General features: G+C 28.6%; 24 protein-coding genes. 17 read left to right on the top strand and 7 right to left on the bottom strand.

Going from position 1 to position 23385, the window contains the following annotated elements:
* Window positions 1-51: 51 nt before the first annotated feature.
* The 8 genes from BN350_RS14150 (at window position 52) to BN350_RS14115 (ending at window position 6694) form a co-directional block, all read left to right on the top strand.
* Window positions 52-1104 (top strand): class I SAM-dependent methyltransferase, encoded by a 1053-nt coding sequence (locus tag BN350_RS14150; protein WP_028044188.1) that lies wholly within the window; start codon window positions 52-54, stop codon window positions 1102-1104.
* 161 nt (window positions 1105-1265) lie between these two features.
* On the top strand, window positions 1266-1535 hold the full coding sequence (locus BN350_RS14145; protein ID WP_028044187.1) for a phosphocarrier protein HPr: 270 nt from the start codon (window positions 1266-1268) through the stop codon (window positions 1533-1535).
* Between the two features lie 129 nt (window positions 1536-1664).
* Window positions 1665-2582, top strand: coding sequence for a hypothetical protein (locus BN350_RS14140; protein ID WP_044600349.1), 918 nt, complete (start codon window positions 1665-1667; stop codon window positions 2580-2582).
* 111 nt (window positions 2583-2693) lie between these two features.
* Window positions 2694-2966, top strand: a complete 273-nt coding sequence (locus BN350_RS14135) for an autorepressor SdpR family transcription factor (RefSeq protein ID WP_028044185.1) — start codon at window positions 2694-2696, stop codon at window positions 2964-2966.
* Window positions 2963-3616 (top strand): SdpI family protein, encoded by a 654-nt coding sequence (locus BN350_RS14130; RefSeq protein WP_028044184.1) that lies wholly within the window; start codon window positions 2963-2965, stop codon window positions 3614-3616. The genes BN350_RS14135 and BN350_RS14130 overlap by 4 nt, the downstream gene beginning before the upstream one ends.
* Before the next feature lie 57 nt (window positions 3617-3673).
* Window positions 3674-4387, top strand: a complete 714-nt coding sequence (locus tag BN350_RS14125) for an ABC transporter ATP-binding protein (protein ID WP_028044183.1) — start codon at window positions 3674-3676, stop codon at window positions 4385-4387.
* On the top strand, window positions 4380-5978 hold the full coding sequence (locus BN350_RS14120; RefSeq protein WP_028044182.1) for a hypothetical protein: 1599 nt from the start codon (window positions 4380-4382) through the stop codon (window positions 5976-5978). Before BN350_RS14125 ends, BN350_RS14120 begins: the two co-directional genes overlap by 8 nt.
* Window positions 5979-6034: 56 nt before the next feature.
* Window positions 6035-6694, top strand: coding sequence for an MBL fold metallo-hydrolase (locus BN350_RS14115; protein WP_028044181.1), 660 nt, complete (start codon window positions 6035-6037; stop codon window positions 6692-6694).
* Here BN350_RS14115 and BN350_RS14110 read toward each other — a convergent pair.
* The gene (locus tag BN350_RS14110) at window positions 6671-7570 is read right to left on the bottom strand and encodes an SIR2 family protein (RefSeq protein WP_044600348.1); all 900 of its coding nucleotides are present in this window, start codon (window positions 7568-7570) and stop codon (window positions 6671-6673) included. The two genes, BN350_RS14115 and BN350_RS14110, sit on opposite strands and share 24 nt — an antisense overlap.
* Window positions 7571-7589: 19 nt before the next feature.
* Window positions 7590-8456, bottom strand: coding sequence for a LysR family transcriptional regulator (locus BN350_RS14105; RefSeq protein WP_028044179.1), 867 nt, complete (start codon window positions 8454-8456; stop codon window positions 7590-7592).
* 107 nt (window positions 8457-8563) lie between these two features.
* Here BN350_RS14105 and BN350_RS14100 point away from each other — a divergent pair, with 107 nt between their 5' ends.
* From BN350_RS14100 to BN350_RS19365, 3 genes are all read left to right on the top strand, one after another.
* Window positions 8564-9571 (top strand): YeiH family protein, encoded by a 1008-nt coding sequence (locus BN350_RS14100; protein ID WP_028044178.1) that lies wholly within the window; start codon window positions 8564-8566, stop codon window positions 9569-9571.
* A 79-nt stretch (window positions 9572-9650) separates the two neighbouring features.
* Window positions 9651-11060, top strand: a complete 1410-nt coding sequence (locus BN350_RS14095; protein WP_028044177.1) for a GntR family transcriptional regulator — start codon at window positions 9651-9653, stop codon at window positions 11058-11060.
* Between the two features lie 237 nt (window positions 11061-11297).
* A complete protein-coding gene (locus BN350_RS19365) occupies window positions 11298-12719 on the top strand; it encodes a GntR family transcriptional regulator (RefSeq protein ID WP_044600347.1) in 1422 nt (473 codons plus the stop codon).
* A gap of 14 nt (window positions 12720-12733) precedes the next feature.
* Here the strand turns inward: BN350_RS19365 and BN350_RS14085 are convergent, their stop codons facing one another.
* The 5 genes from BN350_RS14085 to BN350_RS14065 all read right to left on the bottom strand — a co-directional run bounded on the left by BN350_RS14085 (window position 12734) and on the right by BN350_RS14065 (window position 17758).
* Window positions 12734-14857 carry a sensor histidine kinase gene (locus tag BN350_RS14085; protein WP_028044176.1) on the bottom strand — a complete coding sequence of 708 codons (2124 nt, stop codon included), beginning with the start codon at window positions 14855-14857 and terminating at the stop codon, window positions 12734-12736.
* A 4-nt stretch (window positions 14858-14861) separates the two neighbouring features.
* Window positions 14862-15569 (bottom strand): response regulator transcription factor, encoded by a 708-nt coding sequence (locus BN350_RS14080; protein WP_028044175.1) that lies wholly within the window; start codon window positions 15567-15569, stop codon window positions 14862-14864.
* Between the two features lie 77 nt (window positions 15570-15646).
* Window positions 15647-16336, bottom strand: a complete 690-nt coding sequence (locus BN350_RS14075) for a TVP38/TMEM64 family protein (RefSeq protein WP_028044174.1) — start codon at window positions 16334-16336, stop codon at window positions 15647-15649.
* Window positions 16337-16437: 101 nt separating this feature from the next.
* Window positions 16438-17019 (bottom strand): hydrolase, encoded by a 582-nt coding sequence (locus BN350_RS14070; protein WP_028044173.1) that lies wholly within the window; start codon window positions 17017-17019, stop codon window positions 16438-16440.
* A 64-nt stretch (window positions 17020-17083) separates the two neighbouring features.
* Entirely contained in the window at window positions 17084-17758 is a 675-nt protein-coding gene (locus BN350_RS14065) for a YczE/YyaS/YitT family protein (protein ID WP_028044172.1), read from the bottom strand.
* A gap of 83 nt (window positions 17759-17841) precedes the next feature.
* Between BN350_RS14065 and ybaK the strand changes: the two genes are divergently transcribed.
* The 6 genes from ybaK to BN350_RS14030 all read left to right on the top strand — a co-directional run bounded on the left by ybaK (window position 17842) and on the right by BN350_RS14030 (window position 23284).
* On the top strand, window positions 17842-18312 hold the full coding sequence (gene ybaK, locus BN350_RS14060) for a Cys-tRNA(Pro) deacylase (protein WP_028044171.1): 471 nt from the start codon (window positions 17842-17844) through the stop codon (window positions 18310-18312).
* Window positions 18313-18321: 9 nt separating this feature from the next.
* The gene (locus tag BN350_RS20040; protein ID WP_049945581.1) at window positions 18322-19626 is read left to right on the top strand and encodes a L,D-transpeptidase family protein; all 1305 of its coding nucleotides are present in this window, start codon (window positions 18322-18324) and stop codon (window positions 19624-19626) included.
* Between the two features lie 138 nt (window positions 19627-19764).
* The gene (locus BN350_RS14045) at window positions 19765-20304 is read left to right on the top strand and encodes an RNA polymerase sigma factor (protein ID WP_028044170.1); all 540 of its coding nucleotides are present in this window, start codon (window positions 19765-19767) and stop codon (window positions 20302-20304) included.
* On the top strand, window positions 20291-20980 hold the full coding sequence (locus BN350_RS14040) for a hypothetical protein (RefSeq protein WP_028044169.1): 690 nt from the start codon (window positions 20291-20293) through the stop codon (window positions 20978-20980). Before BN350_RS14045 ends, BN350_RS14040 begins: the two co-directional genes overlap by 14 nt.
* Window positions 20971-21855, top strand: coding sequence for an ATP-binding cassette domain-containing protein (locus BN350_RS14035; protein WP_028044168.1), 885 nt, complete (start codon window positions 20971-20973; stop codon window positions 21853-21855). Before BN350_RS14040 ends, BN350_RS14035 begins: the two co-directional genes overlap by 10 nt.
* Window positions 21836-23284: an ABC-2 family transporter permease gene (locus BN350_RS14030; protein ID WP_147573596.1), complete on the top strand. Its 1449-nt coding sequence runs from the start codon at window positions 21836-21838 to the stop codon at window positions 23282-23284. Before BN350_RS14035 ends, BN350_RS14030 begins: the two co-directional genes overlap by 20 nt.
* Window positions 23285-23385 lie beyond the last annotated feature (101 nt).

Genomic DNA, 23385 nt, shown 5'->3' with positions numbered 1-23385 from the left:
GATCATGTTTATTATACTTTTGAAGGAGAATTGATTAAGTAAGGAGAATTTATGGAATATTTATTGATTTTATTAGGATCATTTATTGTGATGCTGTTTTTGATGCAATTGGTATTTTTTGAGATAACAAGAAGTAAGATGGTAAAAGCAGAAAATGTGAATTGGTTTTTATCTTTAGATAAATCATTTAGTTATAATCGAGTTGGTTATATGTTGTTTATTTGTTTTATTTGTTATTTAATATCAACACCAGAAGAAATATTTTCTGTAACATGGTTTATTTATTTTGTTCTGTTTTTAGCAATGGGAATTGTTGCTGATGCTGTTGTTCAGTACTTAATTCTTGTTTATAGTAAGAAAAGATGTCGTAAAGATATAGAAGATGCAAAATTATTGAAGAACGAATTGTTAGAGATAGCTCAAAGATCATTCAATGAAACAGGTACATATGAAGAATCACCTGTACAGTATAATGAAGAATCCATTCTTAGAAACTACTTACAGCCTGAAGATCATTTGGCCTTTGTAAGTGTTGATAATGGTGAGTTTGCCAGAAAATTTCAACCATTACCAGCAGCAACTTTTGTTGTTGAACCATATGCTGATACTAAAGATATTGAACCATTATTTACAGGAACACCAATTAAGTTAACAACATTAACACCAACAGGAAAAATGCCATTTAAAGATGGTAAAATTGATATTGTTATGTGTGAAAATTCAAATTATGATAAATTAGAAATTGAAAGAGTTCTTAAACCTGGTGGATATTTCTTAGTTAATCAAAATGGAACAGCAAATCTTAAAGAATTTGTTCAGTTATATATGCCATTTCGTATGAAAGGGTCATGGGATGCTTATTCATGTGCTGGAACATTAGAAAGTATTGGGTTAAAAATTGTTGATAAGTTTGAAGATTATGGGACAATTCGTTTCCATAGTGTACCTGCTATATTAAACTATTTTAAAAAAGTATCACCTGATGTTGCAAATATTAATAAATATCAAGTCTTCTATTTAAAGGCATTAAAGGCCATTAAAGAACATCATTATTTTGAAATGACAACACATAAATTCTTAGTTGTAGCCCAGAAAGTTTCTTAATACTTTTGGGCTTTTCTTGTCAAAAAAATATCGAAAAAGTATTATCAAATCACTTGACAAAAAAATATATTGAAAGCGCATAAATTCTTTTCAAAAAATATGGAAATGTAAATTTATTGTGTTATAATAAGACTATAAATTATTAAGGAGGAGTCAATCAAATGGCAGAAAAATTATCTTTTGTAGTTTCAGATCCAGTAGGATTACATGCTAGACCTGCAACTATCTTAGTAAACCAAGCTAGCAAATTCACTAGTAATATTAAATTAGTTTACAATGAAAAAGAAGTTAACTTAAAATCTATTATGGGTGTTATGTCTTTAGGTGTTCCAACTAAAGCTACAGTAGAAATCGTAGCTGAAGGTGAAGATGAAAAAGATGTAATTGCTTCAATTGCAAAAGTTATCAAAGAACAAAAAGTTGCTGAATAATATATAGCAACACAAGATATATTTAGGACCACATATATGTGGTCCTATTATCTTATCCAGATATATCATCTGGTTTTTTTCTATCTTAAAATGTGTTAGAATATCTTTGTTTATAAGAGGAGGTATAGTATGAATCAAGAAATATTAGAGTATATGAATGAGTCATTAGTAGATGAGGCTAAGTTTTATAAGTTAAACGAATTACCTCAAAGTATAGGGCAGGCACTTTATTTGTATGGTAGTAATAGTGATTATGATGTTTTGGGGTTTATTGATGCTAGTGAACAACAAGATGGTTCAAAAGGAATGATTATCACAAAAACACATGTTTACTTTCAATTTGTTAAAACTGGGTCATTTGCATATCAGGATATTATATCATTATCTATAGAAAAACATCGTCATCAAAATAAAGTTGCAACAATTAAAACGAATAATAAAACATATGTCTTTAAAAATCGTTATTTAGATCAAGAATTATTTATAGATTTGTTATCAAAGATAACAGGTATAGAAGTAGAAACAATGATGACACTTCATGAAAAGATAGAAAACTATATGACTATAGTTTTAAAAGATATTCAAAATGATGAATATGAAGATGTTATATTAACACCTTCACAAGAAAATCAACTCAAAGATTTCTTTGATAATATTTCATTAATTCAACAAATGAATGATGAAGATTATCAATATGAAATAGAGGTTTTATGTAAACAAGCTTTAGAATTCTTTGATGAATTAGAGTTAGATAGTGACGAGATTGACATTTTGATTGATATATATCAACAAATTACTAGCACACAGAATAATGAATTTGATCAGGCTCAATCATATTATGATGATTTAATGAATAAATATCGTCAAGGAGATCCTCAAACAATGAATCAAATTCAAAGCATGATGAACATGTTAGGTATCAATGAAGATGAATTACGTGGTAAGAGTCCAGAAGAGTTACAACAGTATCTCTATGATTTATGTGATCGTTTTGGTGTTTCTAGAAGTATGTTAGAAAAGATGTTAAAGAATCAAAAAGTATTTTAGAAAGCATAAAAGATATACTCTTTTATGCTTTTTCTTTACTTTTATATTGGATAGTGATACTATTTGTTTAGATATTTAGATAAACATCTAAATATTAAGGGAGGGTGAATTATGGGAGATGCATTTAAAGCGTTGAGTGATCCAACAAGACGGAAAATATTAGAATTATTACAAGATAAACCTTTAAATGCTGGGGAGATAGCAGATTATTTTCAAATCACAAAGCCTTCTATTTCTCATCATTTAGCGATTCTTAAGAATAGTGGATTGATTATGGATGAGAGACAGGGACAAAATATTGTTTATAGCATTGATATGACAGTTTTTCAGGATATGATGAAGTGGTTTTTAAATTTTGTGGATAAGGGAGATGATTCAAAATGAAAGAAAAAACTTTTGATATTTTTGTTTGGATAATGACATTAATATTGGTTGGTATTATCTTCTTTATGCCTGAGACATTACCAATGCATTGGGACTATAATTGGCAAGTTGATGGATATGGCAGTCGTTATTATTTATTCATGTTAGCATTCTTGCCAGTTGTTGTATATTATGGGATGTCATTATTGCAGAGGATTGATCCTCGTCGTAAGAATTTAGAAAACCGTCAAAAGACATATAATATCTTTAGATATGGTTTAACATGTTTCTTTATATGCATGGCTGGATTTTTCTATTATTTATCATTACACCCATATGCAAATGTAAAGTTTTTGTTGTTAGTGTTATTGGGAGTTGTCTTTATAGGTATGGGGAATTATATGCCAAGAATTCCACAGAATTATTTCTTAGGTATTAAGACACCATGGACTTTATCCAATGAATATGTTTGGAAGAAAACGCATAGAATAGGTGGATATTCTTGGATACTGATTGGTATGATTATGGTCATCTGTGCTTTACTGCAAGTTCCGTATACATTTATCATTATGATTGTTTTATTGGTTGGAGATGTCATTTTCATGATGATTTATTCTTACCTGATTTATCGAAGAGACAATACGAAAAATATTGACTCTAATAGAAAGTAAATATATAATTATAATATAAATAATAAAAATAATTATTTATAAGAAAAGAGGGGTATTATGTTAAAGATTGAACATTTAACAAAGAGGTATGATCAATATAAGGCTGTAGATGATTTATCATTGGAAATTGAAGATGGTCATATTTATGGATTTATTGGTCACAATGGTGCAGGGAAAACGACAACGCTAAAATCTATTGTTGGAATTTTGCCTTTTGATGAAGGAGATATTTATATTAATGGGAAATCAATTAAGACTGACCCATTAGGATGTAAACAAATATTGGCTTATATACCAGATAATCCAGATCTCTATGAGTATTTATCTGGCATTCAGTATTTGAACTTTGTAGCTGATGTCTATGGTGTATCTAAAGAAGAACGACAGGAACGTATTAAAAAATATGGAGATATGCTTGAATTGACATCTGATTTAGCACAGCCTATTAGTGCTTATTCACATGGGATGAAACAAAAATTAGCAGTCATTTCAGCTTTTATTCATGAACCAAAATTAATTATTATGGATGAACCTTTTGTTGGATTAGATCCAAAGGCATCGCATTTACTAAAAGGATTAATGCGTGAATTCTGTGATAAGGGTGGAGCTATTTTCTTCTCTACACATGTTTTAGAAGTGGCTGAGAAGTTATGCGATAGAATTGCTATTATTAAACAAGGAAAGTTAGTTATAAGTGGTCGTACTGAAGATGTGACTCATAATGAGTCTCTTGAGGATGTATTCTTAGAATTGGAGAGCGACAATGCTTAAGACATTAATTAAAATAAGATTACAGGGAATCTTATTAAGACAAACAAAGCATAGTAAAAAATCATCAGGTTCATCTGCTGGTAAGATTATTTTAATGATATTATTATTTGGTTATGTTGCTGTTGTGTTTTCTATGATGTTTGGTATGCTGTTTTCTGCGTTAATTGAACCACTGCAATTGATGCAGATAGAATGGTTATACTTTGCTATTATGGGAATTATGATTATTATGTTATGTTTTATTGGAAGTGTCTTTATTGTCCAGCATGAAATTTATGAAGCAAAAGATAATAATATTTTGTTATCAATGCCAATTAAAAATAGGGATATTTTATTAAGTCGTATTTTTGTTGTATTGATATTGAATTATGTGTATGAAATCTTAGTTGCTGGACCGGCTGGATTTGTCTATATGACACAAATAGGTATGAATCCAATGCAAATTATTGCTTTCATCTTAGTTGTCTTAACATTACCATTATTTGTGCTAGCAGTATCTTGCTTATTTAGCTGGCTATTAACGCATCTTATGCGTCATATCAGAATGAAAAATTTGATTACAATGATCATGTTTATTGCTTTCTTTGCAGTCTATATGTATGCTGTGAGTTCTGTTGAAGAGTATATTGGACTACTCATTCAAAATGGAAAAAGCATTGCTGAAGCCATTGAACAAGGTGTTTATCCTTTATATCATATGGCGCTTGCTATCTATGATGCTGATATCTTGAGTTTATTAATTTATTTGGTTTGTGCATTGGTACCATTTGCTATTGTGATTGTTATTCTTTCTAAAAGTTTTATTAAACTTGCGACTGCAAAACCTAAGACAAAGAAGATAGAATATGTTGAAAAACCAATGAAAGCCAATTCTATGATGACAGCATTAATCAAAAGAGAAATCAAACATTTTACTTCAAGTGCAATGGTTATGTTAAATGCTGCAATGGGTATTGTAATGTGTTTAATTGCAACAGGCGCTTTATTGATCTATCAGGAAGATATAGTTATGTTATTAGGAATGATGCCATCTGTTGTGAATGAAATGATAACACCACTACTTTGTATTGCAGGCATTGCTGTGGGCTCTCTCAATATTATTAGTGCTTCTTCTATCTCATTAGAAGGAGATCGTTTATGGATTATTAAATCATTACCTATTCCAGTTAAAGATATTCTAAATTCAAAGATGTTGATGCATTTTCTTTTGTGTGTTCCATTTGGTATGATATTCTCAATTGTGGAAATTATTATTTTTCAAGTGGGTCCATTAGATGCATTGATGGTTTTACTTGCTCCTGTGCTTTTTACACTTGCAATTGACTTATTAGGTTTGGTATTGAATTTATGGAAACCTAAATTTGATTGGGTCAATGAAACAGCTTGTGTGAAACAAAGTATGCCTGTTATGTTAACAATGTTTATTTCAATGGGATTAGTCTTTGTTTTGGTTGGTGGATATTTCTTGATGGATAATTTCTTATCATTAAATGCATATGTCTATTTTATATTTGCAGTGATTATTGTGATTAATGTGTTTCTCTATTATTTATTAATGACATGGGGAATTCAAAGATTTCAAGAATTATAAAAAGTGTGGTTTGACCACACTTTTTGCATTATACTTAATTGTGAGGAGGATATTATATGGAAATAACACAGTTTCATGATATTTATATTTTAGATGATGGTAGAGTTAGAGAGTTTCTGATTGTAGATAAGCATAAAGCTCTCTTAATTGATACAGGTTTTCAGGAAAATCATATATATGAAGAAATTAAAAAAATAACGAATTTACCTATCCAAGTTATTTTGACACATGGAGATGGAGACCATCGTGGTGGGGTTCATGATTTTAAAGAATGTTATATGCATCATCAAGATCATTATTTACTTGAAGATGATATAATAATTTATAATGTAAGAGAGCATGATCATTTTATGGTAGGAAAGTATGATTTTGAAGTGATTGAAATACCAGGGCATACACCTGGAAGTATTGCTTTATTAGATCGTCAAGAAAAATTATTAATCAGTGGGGATACAGTACAAGTTGGACCAATTTATATGTTTGGAGAACGTCGTGATTTGAATCACTATATACAAAGTCTTCAAAAACTACATAAAGAAAAGGAGAATATTGATGTGATTTTACCAAGTCATCATCAATATCCTCTGACGAGTAATTTTATCGATTATTGTCTAGAAGATGTCATAGCATTTCAACAAGGTAAACTAAAAGGTATTCCCCATCCAACATTACCTTGTCAGGAATATCAGGGGTTACATGTTTCTTTCTATATTTAATAATTTTTGTAAACAAATATATGTTTTTTGGCCAATCTCATCTGATAAGGGAACAAGACGAGCTGCTTCTAACAATTCATCACTGAGATTGTTAAGATTAATCACTTGAATATGTTTCTGTTCATAATAAGATATCAGATAATCTTGTTCTGGTAAAATATCACATGTGATAAGATAGTTCATATGCATATTTTCCTGAACTTTTTTCTCTTGCCCTAAATAATCAATCCAGCTTAAAAACATTTTTAAATTATAATCATTTAAAGAATAACCAACAAATAAGAAAGTATGATCAATCAATAATGATTTTATATATAATTCGATTAAACTATGAGTATGAGAAAATCTTAAATAATCATCTTCCTTAAAAACAATATTTTCTAAATCATCAATATCTCCATGCATTTTAATTAAATAATGATTAGATGTTGCTTTTAACAGATCACGGTCACTTTGAATGACTTCATATTGATAATGATCTAAAAGATGATCATAATTGGTTGTAATAATATGTTCTGGTTCTAATGAAACAATTAAGTCATTGAGTAAATTAGGTTGAAAATCTTTATCAAATTCTTGTTTTAAAAGCTGATAATAGTCCTGATGATGTTCAGATGAATCATGACTGTAAAAATATTGAGGAATCTTAATATATTCATCAGTAGAAAAACGATATTGATGAGGACATGTTTTTTCGCATTGTTCTGTTTTGAAATGACAAGATAAACACTGTGTATAATTAAGTTTTTTTGCATAAGTACGTACTAAGTGACCCCAAGTGGGAACACCAGAGTTTTTTGAAATGCCTGCTCCTACAAAGATTACCAGTTTTTCATTTACAATTGCTTTTTGTATACTTTCTATATCTTCTCGCATAATATCACTTCCTTATGTATTATTGTATTAATTGCTGAAAAAATTCAAGATAACGCTGTTTATTGAGATTGTGTCGTAAATATATAAAATGCATAGGACGTGTCAATTCAAAATTTTCTAAATCTAAACGAATGAGTTGACCAGATTTTAATTCATCACTCACAACTCCTTCATAGAGAAAACTTATTCCATAGGTCTGCATTATCATCTTTTTGATCATTGTCATACTCTGCACTTCAATGATTTGATGAAATGATGAAATATCATACAGACTCTGTAGTAAGTAATTTTCAAGAATGGCTCGAGTACCAGAGCCTTTTTCTCTAACAAAGAGTGGATAGGATAATAATTGACTTAAAGTTATCTTTTTGTGAGCTAAAGGATGATTATGTCTTGCGACAACAATAAATCGTTCATTTTTAAATAAATGATATTCAAATAATTGTAAATCAAATTGGCCTTCTACAAAAGCACAATCGATATGACCATCTATCATTTCTTGAATAAGCATTTGAGTGTTATGTACATAAATTTGACAACGTTGGAGAGAATGAGTCACATAGTGACTTATAATCTGTGGTAAATAATAATCTGCAATGGATAAAGTGGCTCCAACAGTAAGTGGCATTGCCACTTTGTAGAGTTGGGATTCAAAGATTTCTTCATTGTGGATTTGTATTTTGGCATATTCATATAATTGATGGCCTGCTTCAGTTAATTCAAATTCTTTATGTGGATTTTGTATCAGTTTATGCTGATAGTAACTCTCTAATTGTTTAATATGCTGTGTAACAGCAGGCTGGGTTAAATGAAGATGCATAGCAGCTTGTGTAAAACTTTTACAATCTACAACTTCGATAAAAGTTTTTAATTTCATATCAATCATCATATCACCTCATTTAGATTATAATATATATTTATGATAAATAAAATATTATAATTTTTATTTATAGTTAAAATATGGTAGAATGCTTTCATGTAAGGGGAGATTATATGAATAAGATAAAAGAATTACTACCAGGATTTATTGTTTGTCTCATTATTGGTTTATTAGCGCAACAGATTGCAAAGTTTTTTCCAAGCATTGGAGCAGCTTTATTTGCGATTGGAATAGGAATGTTAGCAGGTAATACTTTTTTAAATAAAGAGATCTTTAATATAGGAACAAAATTCTCAGAAAGTAAGTTACTAGAATATTCCATTGTTTTAACAGGTTTAACATTACATTTGGCTGATATAATGGGGATTGGATTTAATGGTGTTGGATTTATAGCTATTCAGATGACATTAACAATCAGTGCTTGTTATTTTATTGGGAGAAAGTTGGGTTTTGCAAAAAAGTTTTCTCTACTGATGTGTGCAGGGAATGCTGTATGTGGGTCATCTGCCATTGGAACCGTTGCACCAATTGTTGATGCAGATAGTAAGGATAAAGGTATATCTATTACGATTGTAAATGTTACAGGGACAATACTTATGGTTATTTTACCTATTATTACAGGGCTATTATATAATCATGAAACATTAAGAACATCAGCCATGATTGGAGGAACTCTTCAATCCATTGGACAAGTTATTGCATCAGCAGTTATGGTTAATGGTGAAGTCGTAGAATTTGCAACAATCTTTAAGATTGTTAGAATTATCTTTGTGGTTGCGGTAGCATTGATATATGCCAAAATGAATTTAGATGAGAATCAGCCTTTATTTGCAAAAAAGACGGGTACTGCTGCTAAAGTCAAAGCTAAAGTTCCATGGTTTGTTATTGGATTCTTTATATTTAGTATTATTAATAGTACAGGCATTATTCCTGCAATTTTATCAACAACTGCGAAAACAATCAGTTCACAATTTGAAATCATTGCTTTAGCAGCTATCGGGATGCGAGTGAAGTTTAAAGACTTAATTAAAGAAGGTCCTAAAGCTATGCTATATGGTTGTTTAACAGGAACATCACAAGTTATTTTTGCATTAATATTAATTAGCATATTATTTCATTAAAGTATTCAAATTTGAATACTTTTCTTTATTTTATTGCCTAAAAAGTATATACTATAAAGAGAGTAGAGGGGGGGATTTTATGGAAAAAGAGAATCATTTATATATGTATGTCTATCGTATGATATTAAGTGATATATACAATGGGAAATACAATTTTCAAGATAAATTACCACCATTATTAGAATTATGTGAATTATATCATGTTGGTCGTAACACTGTACGTAATGCCTTAATTCTTTTACAACAGGATGGCTATATTATTATGCAAAAAGGTGTTCAGGCAACTGTTTGTTTTGATTTAAATAACTTTGAAACACAGAAACAATATAAACAAACAATTAAAGATTCACAACAAATGATTACAGATATCTTCCATACAATGGGAACCATTTTACCAGAAATTAGTGTCATTTGTTTACAACGCATGACAACTGAAGAATTAGATGAACTACAAAAGAAAATAGACCATTTTTCTTATGATTATATTACTAATGAAAATGAAATGATCCAAGAACTCTATAATATATATTTATATGCATTTTCTACTTTAAAAAATCAACAACTTAATGATTTGTTTATAACATTTATGTCATCAATATATCAACCATTAATTGATACAGAACATGTACATAATGAATTAAAGAAAAACATTAAAAGGCTTCAAAAAGCATTAAAAATGTTATTAAAAGCAACCCAAAATAAGAATTATATTATTGTAAAATATATTATTGTTATGATGTGTAAAGCAAATGCTAAGCTTTCTCAGAAATATATACATGATCTTTGTGAGGGTATGTCAGTCAAGAATGAAAAACAATTTATTTGGATATGTCATGATAATCGTGATTATCTATATATAAAAGTTGTTTTGAAGATTATGAAAGCTATACAAAAACAAATTTATGTCAAGGATACATTACTGCCTTCAATCGCTAAACTTGCAGAAGAATATGAAGTCAGTGAAAAAACAATTAGAACATCTTTGCAGCTTTTAAGAGAATATCATGTTATTGAAACAATTAATGGAGTAGGGTCTAAAGTCATAGTAGATAATCATTATAAACAATCTATTCTTTCTAATAATGAAACCTTTAAAAATAATATTAAAGTTTTTTATAATTCTATTGAATTACTTTCATTAATTATGCCAATTATTATTCCTAAAGTTTTAAAAACAATTACTGATAAAGATCTTTTGATGATTAATGAGAAAACACAACAAGATGATTTTCCAACGTTGGAACATTTCTATGATTATGTTGTTTCAAAATGTAATCCTTGTTTACAAAATGTTCTTGAGGAATTAAAAAATCCAATGGGGTGGAATATTTTTCTGGGGCGTGTAATTACTTTTCCTTCACTTGATTATCGCTTGTATCAATCGGAATTATTTAATGCATTAAATAAAAAAGATGTTCAAAAAGTGAGTGAAATTACAGAAGTTATTTTAAAAGCATCATTAGAAGGTATTCGTTTATATATTAAGTAATCTATAGAAAGATGGGTGAGTGTAATCAGAACCATCTTTTTATTACCATGTTCTTAATTTCAAATTAAACAAATAAACTTTAGTTTATTAATGAATTATATTGAATTTGGACTGGATAGATTACTATTCTATGAAACTATGTAGAAGTTTCTTCTCTTAAAATATATAAAGTGGAACATACTTTCTTTTCATTCGTATTCGTTATATACTATAGACTAGGTAAGGAGTGATGTTGTAGTGGAAAATGATAAAAAATTATATATGTATGTATATCGTATGATTTTAAATGATATGTATAATGGCCATTATACATATCAAAATAAGTTACCATCACTTCTTGATTTGTGTGAGCAATATGGAGTCGGTAGAAATACAATGCGTAGTGCCTTAAATGAATTACAACAAGATGGTTATATTGTTGTAAAAAAAGGTGTTCAGGCAAAAGTTATATTTAATATCAATAATCCAGAAGACTTTAGAAAATACAAACAAGAACTTGTGAATAGAAAAAAGATGCTCCAAGATGCTTATGAAACCATGGAACTCATTTTACCTGAAGTTGTTGTGAGATGTTTAGCAAAAGCAACCCCTAAACAAATGGAAGAATTGAATTTAAAGGTTGATCAGTTACCTACAAAAAACATTCAAAATGCAAGGGAACTTGTTGAAGAATTGTATAATATTTACTTGCAGGCATTCTCGATATTAGAAAACCCTTTATTAAATGATATATTTATAACAATCATGTATTCTGTGAACCCAGCGACTATAGATGATCAGGATAATCATCATAAATTACAGCAATCATTAAAAATGCTTAAAACAATGATGAAAGCAATTTTAAAGTTTTCTAAAAAGAATGAATTTATTATCAAAAAAGGTATCACAAAGATGTGTATAGGCAGTTCTCATAATGGTATGAATTATATTAATGAATTATGTGAGGGAATGACAGTCACACAAGAAAAAGAATTTGTCTGGATATCTCACAAGAATATGGATTATCTTTATACAAAAGTTGTAGGAAGTATTCTAAGAAAGATTTTTTATCGTGAATATCATAAAGGGACAAAACTTCCCTCTATTCAAAAAATATCTGAAGAATATGATGTAAGTGAAAAAACAACAAGAAAGTCATTGGATGTATTAAGAGAATTTAAAGTCATTGAGACAATAAATGGAGTAGGGTCGATTGTTATTATTAATGATATATTAAATAATAAGCAGGTTATTTATAATTCAGATATAATGGGTTATATAAAACAATACTTTTATTCTGTTGAGTTATTATCTTTAATTATTGAATGTATTGCACCAAAAATATTAAAAAAAGCTTCTCAGGATGATCTTATAGAAATTAAAAAATCTATTGAAAATACTCAAGTTTTTACATTAGAACCTTTAACTAATTATATTTTTTCAAAAAGTAATAAATGTTTGAAGGTTATATATGAAGAACTTATAAAAATAATGGTTTGGAGTATATTTATTAATCAGTTTATAGATTCATCAAAATATGATTTTATAAGGATAAGAAAAGAATTATATTGTGCTTTAGAATCACAAAACGTTTCTAAAATATGCTATTCTATTAAAGAAACACTTCAGGCATCACTTGAAGCAAAAGAATTCATATATAAGGAAAATGGGATGTCATAATGACATCCCATAATTTATTTATAAAAGACTATAACAGATTTAAAGAGATCTCCATCGGTTTCAACATGAAATTCACCCTTTTGTAGTTCTGTAAAACTTTTGACAATGGCTAACCCTAAACCAGAACCTTTTGTATTTCTTGATTTATCACCCTGTACAAATCTTTCAACAATTTCTTTATTATTAAAAGTGATTTCTTGTTCAGAGATGTTTTTAAATATAATCGTTATTTTTTCAGGGGCATCAATAACATCGATATAGACTCTTGTATGGTCCAATGCATACTTAGAAATATTAATAAATAAGTTTTCAAATATACGATATGTTTTTGAACTATCTAATGAGTGAATAATTTTATCATCAGAAGTGGTCATTTTAATGTTCAATGTTTTTTCATCAAGTTTATCCTGACATTCTAATTCGGCTTGTTTAATAAGGGATACAATGTCAACATCAGCATAATTAAGTTTAATATCTCCGCTATTTGCTTTGCTCACTTCAAATAAATCATCAATTAAATTTTTGAGTCTTAATGAATTACGTTCTAAGACTTGAATATATTGATTACGTTCTTCGTCTGTTAATTGATCTTTTTTTAGTAAGTCAACATAAGTAATAATAGAAGTTAATGGTGTTTTTAAATCATGTGAAACATTAGAAATTAATTCTGTTTTCATTTTCTGTGATTTAACTTCTTCTTTCACGGCTTTTTCAAAACCATCTTTAATATGAGCAAATTCTTTTTTTAATGGATTAAAGATACCAACATCTTCATGTATATCCACATCAAATTGTCCATTAGATAATCTTTTTGTAGCATTTAAGAGAACTTCATAATCCTGTTTTATTTCAGTAAATTTATTTTTTAATAAGAAGAATATAATAACTGAATAAATAAAAGCAAAGAAGAAACCAAAGACAAAGAAGATACTAATAATTGTTATAATAAAGAAATTAACAATAACAATCTTTAATACAGAACGATTAATATTATCATTTAAATCAATATTAATCACTTTATTGATAAGTTTATGGCTATTAATAAATATCCATCCTAAACAAGTATTCTCTTTAAAATATGCTTTAACTCCTTTATGAAAGAGGTATTTAATCATATAAGTAAGAACAATAATCAAAGTAAAGAATATAAACCAGAATCCAATTTGAATACATGGTGTTAAAATGTCTGAGAAATTCTCCATACCAAATGTTTTATAGAAATCTATAAACTCATGTGAATATATAGAACGAATCATAAAAGGTGAAATTGTTAAGAGTGATCCTTCTATCAGACACCAGAACAAGGCAAGGAAACCAAATTTAATTCTTGAAGTAATATCTAAGAATTTAATTTCCTTTAAATATTGTAATGGAATTATGAAGATAATGATAGATACTAAAGCACATAATCCTAAAATATAAGGAACAGCAAAACGCATGTAGTCAGATGCTGAGTCATTTGATAAGTATAATGAAAGATCGCTTGTTGAATCGATTGTTTGACTTACCGCATAGGTTATAGAGATATCTTTAAGATTTGATAATTGTGTTTGTACATGTACATAGTCTTCAACATCATAGTCATAATCATTGCTATCTTGATTATAATTTGAGAACAGACTATTTATTTGATTTTCAATAGATTCTTGATTACGAAGATTTGACTGATATGTGATTTGACCATTACTGTTGAATTCAATATGCACATACCATTGATATTGTTTTTGTATTTCAGGTTGTGAATGAATGTCTAGAATATCTTCTTTTGTATTAGATAATGTTTTTCCAGTTTTTAGATTCTTAGCACTAAATACAAAATCATTTTGTGACATGAGATCTGTCTGCTTTCTTTGTACACTATTTATAAAATCATATTTATAAGAACGTGATGATGTATTATCAGCAGCAGTTATATAACTATCAAGAGATGTATTTTCTTCTGCTTTTTTATCTAATTCCTGACTAATCGCATAATTTGAATAAAATATTTCATCTGACATATAAGCAGTAATATTGTATTCCTGGTCACTTTTAGATACGTTGTTATGAATGCTTGGATAAGCTATATACATACCAATGCTACTCAAAAGGAGAATGATAATAAGAATGAGAGTCATTATATATTTATTTTTTTTCATATTTTTACCTGCCTTGTTTTTCAATTTTATATCCAATTCCCCAAACAACTTTTAAATATCTAGGATTTTTTGGATCAATTTCAATTTTTTCACGTAAATTACGAACGTGAACCATGACTGTATCAGTACTAATTGCATCTTCCTGCCAAACACTTTCATATATATTTTCTGCTGAAAATACTTTACCTGGATAAGCCATAAGTAATTGTAATATTTTAAATTCTATAGGTGTCACTTTAACTGTTTTTCCTTCAACAGTAACTTGCTTAGTATCAAGGTTAAGTTCTAAACCACCAACAATATAACTATTTTGACTTTGCTGTTGATCTTGTACAACATTTAAATATTTTGAATATCGTCTTAACTGTGATGATACGCGAGCTAATAATTCCATAGGCACAAATGGTTTCGTCACATAATCATCCGCTCCTATGTTTAAGCCAGTAATTTTATCAATATCTTCAGATTTTGCTGATAACATGATAATTGGAAAATCATGCTTTTCTCTCATTTTCATTGTCATAGCAATACCATCCATAACAGGCATCATAATATCAACAATTGCTAAATGAATTGTTTCCTGATCAACAATATCTAAGCCCTCTTGTCCATTATGTGCCTTTAAAACACGATACCCTTGTGTTTTTAAATAAATTTCAATCGCATCACAAATTTCTACTTCATCTTCAACAACTAAAACAGTATATTCCATATATAATCTCCCTCACTTTACTTCACCATTATAATAAAAAATGAAGAAAAAATGTAGAGGATAATTCGAAAGAATTTCTAAAGATGATATTCAATTGTCTTTTTTTCATTTAATTTCTTATAAATATAAATACCACCAAGAGATATCAATCCTGTAATCACAAAGACAATAATAGAGAATAAATAGTTTTCGACTCCAATCGCATGTCCACCAATTGTACTTGTAATTATAGATGGAATTCTTGCGATTGTTGTAATAAATAAGAAAGTTGAGAACTTCATATCAGTTAAAGGAACAAAATAAGTGAGTATATCTTTAGGGGTTCCTGGAATAAAGAAAACAATAAATAATAAGATATTTCTTTTTTCAGGATCATCTAAGAAATGAATCTGTTTCATTTTATCTAATCCTATAAACTTATCAATAAAAGGCTTACCTAGTTTTTTTACAAAATAATAAATAAGTGCTGAACCAATAGCACTACCTAATAAACAAGCAATCATACCTCCAATTGGTCCATAAATAAATCCCGCCATAATTTCAATGATCTCTCCTGGCAAGAAAACAAAGATAACCTGAAAGGCCATAATCATTGCTAAAATAAAATAACCCAATATACCAAAGTTCTGTAACTGCAGACGTATTGATTGAGGCTCTTTGAAAAGATCCATCATTGGCTGATAAAAGATCAAACATGCAATAGCCATAAAACTCACTAAAATAATACTCACCAATATTTCCTTTTTTCTTTTCTTTAAAAACATCATTTTTACCACTCCTATCGTACATCTCTAGTATGCACTTTATTCATTAAGGAAAACATTTGAAATAAAAAAAGAATTTCTAAAGAAAAAAAGAAGAAAAGATATTATTTCTTTCCTTCAATAAAATAAGTGGCTTCCATATCAGCAGTAGATAAAGCAAAAGCAAGTGGAAACATTTCAAATGCAGCACCAACATTCCTTGAATCTTCACTGCCTGAAAATCCCATATGATAACGAATTGCAAATGCCTCTTCTCTTGTTAAACGCATATACCCACTAATCATATAAACACTCTTTTCACCATGACCATAGGGTAATGTATCATTATATTCAAAAGTTGGAACTTGTATCCATTGTCCATTCTCTTTCACGTTTCGCGTTCCTTTTTTATAACAATTAATTTTACATAAATCATGGAGAAGCGCTACAATAGCAATGCTTTCTTCATTATATTTTAATCCATAAATTTCTTGAACTCTTTGTCTTGATAAATAATCCTTTAAACAATCATAGACATTTAAACTGTGTTCTAATAATCCACCTTCATAACTTCCATGAAAACGAGCACTAGCTGGAGCATCAAAAAAATCACTTTTCTTAGACAAAAGAAATTCTAATAATTTTTCACTACCTTCTCTATGGATATATTGTTTATAGATTTCTAAAAATCTATCTTTATTATTCATAATGTCACATCCTTTCTTTCAGTATAACAAAATTTGTCTAAATTTGCATTAAAAAAACCTTATGTTATAAGGTTTCGTTTGATACTTTTTGTTTTGTTAGAGTGTAAAGATGAGAAGATGTTTGCATAAGGTTTTCCTGAGAAACATTTCTTAAATCAAAATGGAATAATTTAAGTGTAAATTCTAAAATAAATCCAATTCCAAAAACACTAATGACAGTACCAATACCAACGGGTGCTCCTAGTAAAAATCCAATAACAAATACAGTACCTTCAATTATACCTTTAATCATACCAATAGAAAGATGATTAAATTTTTTTGCGAGCGCAATCATCATTGCATCTCTAGGGCCTACACTTAAGCCCGCACTTGAATATAGATAAACACCAAAACATTGAATAAAAAGACTTGTCACTAAACAAATAATAGCAATTGGTAAAGATTCTATTTTTGGAATAATATTGAAAGCCAATATTAAATCTGTTGTTTTTCCAATAATAAAAATATCAGCCAAAGTTCCTATTCCAATAGATTGTTTCATGAATAAATCAACAAGTAATACAATAATACCTGTCAGCAAAACAACGGTTCCATATCGTAATGGTAAAACATTGGCAACACCTAGTGCAAATGTATCCCATGCATTAACACCAATTCCTGATTGAATACTTAATGCAGCCCCAAAAGCAAAAACAGGCATTGCTAAAAATAGTTTTATAAAGCGTCTTGAATATTTCATATCCTTCTCCCAAATACTTTCTTTTTATAGTCAATCATATTATAATATTGTTATAGAAAAAAACAAGATAAGTAGGTGAAAAAGTGAAAAAAACAAATGTTTTAAGATTTTTAGATAAAGAAAAAATTCCTTATGATATAAAGGAATACGATTACGACGAGGATCATTTAAGTGGTCAGCATATTATTGATCAAGTAGATTTAAAAGCAAATCAAATCTATAAAACATTAGTTTTGAAAGGTACAAAAGATTATCTTGTATGTTGTATTCCTGTTTTGAAAGAAATTGATTTAAAGAAATTAGCAAAGGTATCAAATGAAAAGAATGTAGAGATGATTCATCAAAAAGATCTGTTAGGACTGACTGGTTATGTGCGTGGAGGGTGTTCTCCAATTGGAATGAAAAAGAAGTTTGTCACATATTTTGAAGAAGATATTTTGAATCAAAATCAGATTGCTGTAAGTGCTGGAAAACGAGGAATGCAAGTTATTTTAAACCCACAAGATTTAATAGCTTGTGTTGATGGGAAGATAGTTCATATTATAAAGGAATAGAGGAATATAATGAAAAAGGGATTGATTATGATATTGATGGTTGGATTATTAATGGGATGTCAAACATCAAAGCCAGAGGAGACGACTTTAACATTTAAGAAAATAGAGAATGTTGAGTATGGGAGTTTGTTTGATACCAAGGAATGTGTTAATGAAACAAATGGGCATATTGAAGAATATCCTCAGTTAGATACTTCGATTATTGGAATACATAAGTTAACTTTTGTTGTAGAAAAGGATCAGCAAAAGAAATCTTTTGAATATGAAATTGAGGTCAAAGATACTCAAATGCCTATTATTGAACTCAAAAAAGAAAAAGATGAAATAGAATATAATAGTAAATATGATGCTCTCAATTATATAAATGCAGTTAAAGATTTAGTAGATGGAGATATTCAATATAAAAAAGAATCAGAGGTTAAATCTGATGATTATTTGTACTATACATACCATAGTGATGTTAATATGAAGAAGGCTGGCACTTATACTATTCATTATACTGCCGTAGACAAAAATAAAAACAAGACGGAAAAAGATTTAAAAATATCTGTTAAAGAAGAGAAGAAAGAACCTATTCAGAAAGCAAAATCTCAAGAAACGACTATTTCAAAAGAAAAACCTGATGTACCTACTCAACAAGAAACAAAAAAACCAGAATCAAAACCAGAAGTTGAAACATCTAAAGAACCACAACAATCAGATTATTCTTACATACTTCCAAGTACTATTGCGAAAACAAGAAGTGCTAAGAATGCCAATAAAATAGTGACTGTAACTTCAACAAGTTCTCGTTCAAGAAAAGGAATTGTTCAATATTTTGTTAAGAATGGTAATCAATGGATTGAAAAGCTGAAAGTGAACTGTCAACTTGGTAAGGCAGGAATGGGGCAAGGAAGTGAGTATTCTACAAGGACACCAGTAGGAACATATCATTTTACGCATGCTTATGGAATAAAAAACAATCCAGGAAGTAAAATGTCATATACTCAAATTAATGAACATCATTACTGGTGTGGGGATCAATATTATAATCAGTTTGTAGATGATACTGTTACTGATCATAGTGCATGTTCAATAAATAATGATGAACATTTGATTGATTATCCAGGTAGTTATAATTATTTTGCCTCATTCAATTATAATTCTGGAAATGTTTCAGGAGTTGGAAGTGCTTATTTTCTACATTGTTCAAAGGGAAGTTATACAATGGGCTGTATAGGTATTCCAGAAGCAAAAATGGTTTATCTTTTGCAAAATATTGATACATCAACAATTTTGATTGTTGATCAAGTTAATAACGTAGTCAATCATTAAAATATCTCTATAGGATTATCCTATAGAGATATTTTATGTGAATGATTAATTGCGATTTTTTATATTTTGAATATTATTATTTGAAGAGTTTAAGACTTTTTTTATATTAAAATGGTTAGTAGGGTGAGGAGGGGAAGAATGAAAGAAAAATATTATATTAAACGTATCCAAAAAGGTGATCACCATGCTCTTGATGAATTTATAGAAATTCTCTATCCTCAGGTTTATTCCTTTATTTATCGAAAAGTGAAGGGTGAAGATATTGCAAAAGATTTAACTCAGGATGTTTTTATTCGTTTTATAAGAGCATTGCCTACATATCAAAGTGAGGGAAAGGTTTTAAATTATTTATATAAGATATCTAGTCATGTTTGTTTAAGTTACTATAAGAATGTAAAGAAACATTTTTTATTAGAAGATGAATTGGTTCAAGATGAACATATTGATGTTCATGAAACAATTATTAAACGGTTTAAAGATGAAGAACTTCAAAAAGCAATCTATCAGTTAAAACCTGTACAACAGGATGTTATTATACTGAAATATTTTGAACAATACACATTTAAAGAAATAGCTTCTATTTATCATTTGAGTGTTTCAACAATCAAATCAAGGCATTATCAGGCATTAGTCCAATTAAAGAAAGTCATGGAAGGAGGAGATAATGGTGAATATTGATTTAAAAGCATTAGATGAAACAAAAAAAGCATGTCATCAGGAATTACATTTAATACAAGAGAAATATAATGCAAGATATTCGCAGTTAATATGGAGATATATGGTGAAGGAGTATTGTAAGTTATTTATATTTGCTTTTATGAGTTTTGGTGCAGTTCTCATAATGAGTATAATGTTTCAACAAATGACATTTGTATGTATTCCACTTTATTTTGTGATTTTTGGATTATTAGCTTTATTAGAAAATATGAAAGATGATTTATATCATACAAAAGAACTGATGGTAACTTCATATATGAATGAGGGAAGAAGTTTTTTGTATAGGACAATTGTGATTATAGTATTTCAAATGATAATGATTGGGATGACATTCCTTGTTTTGCCATTAAATTCAAAAGAATTTATTTACTTATTATTGTTGACAGTTTTTCCTCTCTTTATAGCTGAAATGATTGCTTTATCATGTATTCAGTTAATTAGAAATTTGGGTGGTATTGCGGTTATTTATATGGTTGTATATGGTATTGTGATTGTATGTATTCATTATTTTCATTTAGAAGTGATAATAAGTATGAAAGAGTGTTTATGGGTAGTAGGTGGATCCTTTATACTTTATATCGTGAGTATGATTTTATTATATAAGCAAAGGAAGGAGAGTACAGTGTTATGGAATTAGTTTTAGAAAATATTAATAAAAAATATAATGATTGTTATGCTGTAAAAAATGTGAATGTTTCTTTAAAAACAGGAGTTCATGCTTTATTAGGTGCTAATGGAAGTGGAAAAACAACTTTGATGAAAATGATTTGTGGGATTTTAAAAGGGGAAGGTGAAGTTCATTTTGATGATATTGATTTAAAGAATGAATATGATAATTATGCTTCGCATCTTGGTTATATGCCTCAGCATTTTGGATATTATCCTCATTATACAGTGAAAGAATTTTTAGAGTATATGTGTATTATAAAAAATTTGTCTCCTCAATATAGTCAAAAGCGTATTGAAACTTTAGTTAAACAGTTAAATTTAGAAGATAAGATGAATACAAAAATGAAAAAACTATCAGGAGGAATGTTAAAAAGAGTAGGGATTATACAGGCTTTACTTAATGAACCAGATATTCTTATTTTAGATGAACCAACAGCAGGATTAGATCCTAAAGAGAGAATTATTTTTAGGAACTTAATTGCATCATTATCATCAACAGCTATTATTTTGTTATCAACACATATTGTGAGTGATATTGAAACGATTGCTGATGATATATTGATCATGAAAGAGGGTGAAATCATTATGCATGATAATTATGATGAACTTTTAAAAGTTGTTGAAGGAAAAGTATGGGAATTAGAATTACCTACACAAGAAGGATTAGCAATTATGGCACAAAAACGTGTTGTGAAAAGTCATAATCGTCATCAAAGTATTCATATGCGTATTGTGAGTGATCAAAAGCCACATATCCTTGCTCAATTGGTGAACCCTGATTTAGATGATTTGTACTTATATTATTTTGAGGAGGAACCTAATGATGAAACGTTTGATCACTAGTGAATTTAAAAAGATTTTTAAAAGCAAAGCAACATTTATTTTATTGATTGCTTTAACTATAGGATCTGCTTTCTCAATTTATTTTAATGTCTCGAACTATTCACCAATTTATGATGAGGATAGAAGTTATGCCAATTTAGAGGGTGAAAAAATTAATCATATTGAGGCAGCTAAACTTGTTGATGACATCTTGCATGGTTATGCGGGTGAATGGAATCAAGAGAAAATGGATCAAATGAACAATGATTTGAAAGATTTTATGAAGAAATATCCAAGAGATGAGTTTAATGAAACAATTATGAAAAAGATTTATGGTAAAGATTATCTTGATTATATCAAAGATGTTGAAGAAAATGGTTTTGATGAGGATGAATTTCGAGAAAGAATGGATAAAAATAATGTAAAAAGTTATGGTTTTATGACTGATGAAGATGGAAAAGCTATTCTTAATTATTATTATAAAAATGATCCTATATTAAGTATTATCAGTTTAGCATATGAGAATTATGATAGGGCAATCTTTCAAAATATGTCTGGATACTGGAGAGAGGATATGAATGAAATTTTGCAAAACAAGAGATCAACATTAATGAATGTTGATGGGAAAAAGATGTCAATTGCACAAGTCATGGTCCAAAGAGATGATACACTCTCCAAAGAACAACAAAAGATATTAATAGATTATATTCAAAATGAGATGGATAAACTTCCTAGTACATTTGATAGTAGTGTTCCTAATAATCTCTTTATGAATCAATTACAGTTTATTCTATTAATTCAAGCATTCGTTGTTGTGGTTATATTAGCTAATATTTTTGGAATAGAAAAACAATATGGTATGGATGTTATAATTTATCCAACGCAGACAACCAAATATAAGATTGTGATTGCTAAATTCATTACAGGTTTTCTTATAACATTAGGGGTTTTATGGAGTCAGATACTTGTTTCATTATTAGTGACTTATCTTATTTTACCAATTCATAACTGGAATATTGCAGTTATGACAATGGGTGGAACGCAGATCCAAGATGTTATCATAACTTATGCAAGTCTCTTTATACAGACAATTCTATTGTCCAGTGTAGGAACACTCGCAATTGCTTTTATTACAATGGTTTTATCTTATATGACAAAGAGTAGGTTTATTGTTGTGATTTGTATGTTTGTATTTTTAGGAATGAATTTTATATTTAAGGATTTATCATTTATTCCTTCAGTAATAAGGGCATTGCATCCCTATAATTTTATGAACTATATGGCTTACTTTATAGGCAATGGTGATATTTCTTTTGGTTTTCCTTATATGTTTATAGGAAATCATATTATCATGATAAGAACATTTGTTATAGGAGTATGGATTGTGATTATTTTAATAGGAAGTTATTTGGTTGTTAGAAATGCAAAGAAACCTTACATTGAAAACTAAAAATAGTATTAAAAAAAGATTTCATAGTATTTTTGAAATCTTTTTTACTTTTTTGAAATAAAAAAAGAAAATTGTTTTCTATAAGCAATTATTGTATAATA

The organism is Candidatus Stoquefichus massiliensis AP9 (assembly GCF_000455285.1).
GTDB classification, from domain to species: Bacteria; Bacillota_I; Bacilli_A; order Erysipelotrichales; family Coprobacillaceae; genus Stoquefichus; species Stoquefichus massiliensis.
This window is presented reverse-complemented; position numbering and strand designations above follow the sequence as displayed.

Bases quoted from the DNA above. Each gene is read 5' to 3' on its own strand.
- BN350_RS14035 (WP_028044168.1), top strand. From the start codon at position 20,971: ATGGAATTAGTTTTAGAAAATATTAATAAAAAATATAATGATTGTTAT.
- BN350_RS14075 (WP_028044174.1), bottom strand. From the start codon at position 16,336: ATGATGTTTTTAAAGAAAAGAAAAAAGGAAATATTGGTGAGTATTATT.
- BN350_RS14085 (WP_028044176.1), bottom strand. From the start codon at position 14,857: ATGAAAAAAAATAAATATATAATGACTCTCATTCTTATTATCATTCTC.
- BN350_RS14080 (WP_028044175.1), bottom strand. From the start codon at position 15,569: ATGGAATATACTGTTTTAGTTGTTGAAGATGAAGTAGAAATTTGTGAT.
- BN350_RS14045 (WP_028044170.1), top strand. From the start codon at position 19,765: ATGAAAGAAAAATATTATATTAAACGTATCCAAAAAGGTGATCACCAT.
- BN350_RS14125 (WP_028044183.1), top strand. From the start codon at position 3,674: ATGTTAAAGATTGAACATTTAACAAAGAGGTATGATCAATATAAGGCT.
- BN350_RS14140 (WP_044600349.1), top strand. From the start codon at position 1,665: ATGAATCAAGAAATATTAGAGTATATGAATGAGTCATTAGTAGATGAG.
- BN350_RS14135 (WP_028044185.1), top strand. From the start codon at position 2,694: ATGGGAGATGCATTTAAAGCGTTGAGTGATCCAACAAGACGGAAAATA.
- BN350_RS14145 (WP_028044187.1), top strand. From the start codon at position 1,266: ATGGCAGAAAAATTATCTTTTGTAGTTTCAGATCCAGTAGGATTACAT.
- BN350_RS14040 (WP_028044169.1), top strand. From the start codon at position 20,291: ATGGTGAATATTGATTTAAAAGCATTAGATGAAACAAAAAAAGCATGT.
- BN350_RS14130 (WP_028044184.1), top strand. From the start codon at position 2,963: ATGAAAGAAAAAACTTTTGATATTTTTGTTTGGATAATGACATTAATA.
- BN350_RS14070 (WP_028044173.1), bottom strand. From the start codon at position 17,019: ATGAATAATAAAGATAGATTTTTAGAAATCTATAAACAATATATCCAT.
- BN350_RS14115 (WP_028044181.1), top strand. From the start codon at position 6,035: ATGGAAATAACACAGTTTCATGATATTTATATTTTAGATGATGGTAGA.
- BN350_RS20040 (WP_049945581.1), top strand. From the start codon at position 18,322: ATGAAAAAGGGATTGATTATGATATTGATGGTTGGATTATTAATGGGA.
- BN350_RS14030 (WP_147573596.1), top strand. From the start codon at position 21,836: ATGAAACGTTTGATCACTAGTGAATTTAAAAAGATTTTTAAAAGCAAA.
- BN350_RS14100 (WP_028044178.1), top strand. From the start codon at position 8,564: ATGAATAAGATAAAAGAATTACTACCAGGATTTATTGTTTGTCTCATT.
- BN350_RS14065 (WP_028044172.1), bottom strand. From the start codon at position 17,758: ATGAAATATTCAAGACGCTTTATAAAACTATTTTTAGCAATGCCTGTT.
- BN350_RS14150 (WP_028044188.1), top strand. From the start codon at position 52: ATGGAATATTTATTGATTTTATTAGGATCATTTATTGTGATGCTGTTT.
- BN350_RS14110 (WP_044600348.1), bottom strand. From the start codon at position 7,570: ATGCGAGAAGATATAGAAAGTATACAAAAAGCAATTGTAAATGAAAAA.
- BN350_RS14095 (WP_028044177.1), top strand. From the start codon at position 9,651: ATGGAAAAAGAGAATCATTTATATATGTATGTCTATCGTATGATATTA.
- BN350_RS14120 (WP_028044182.1), top strand. From the start codon at position 4,380: ATGCTTAAGACATTAATTAAAATAAGATTACAGGGAATCTTATTAAGA.
- BN350_RS14105 (WP_028044179.1), bottom strand. From the start codon at position 8,456: ATGATTGATATGAAATTAAAAACTTTTATCGAAGTTGTAGATTGTAAA.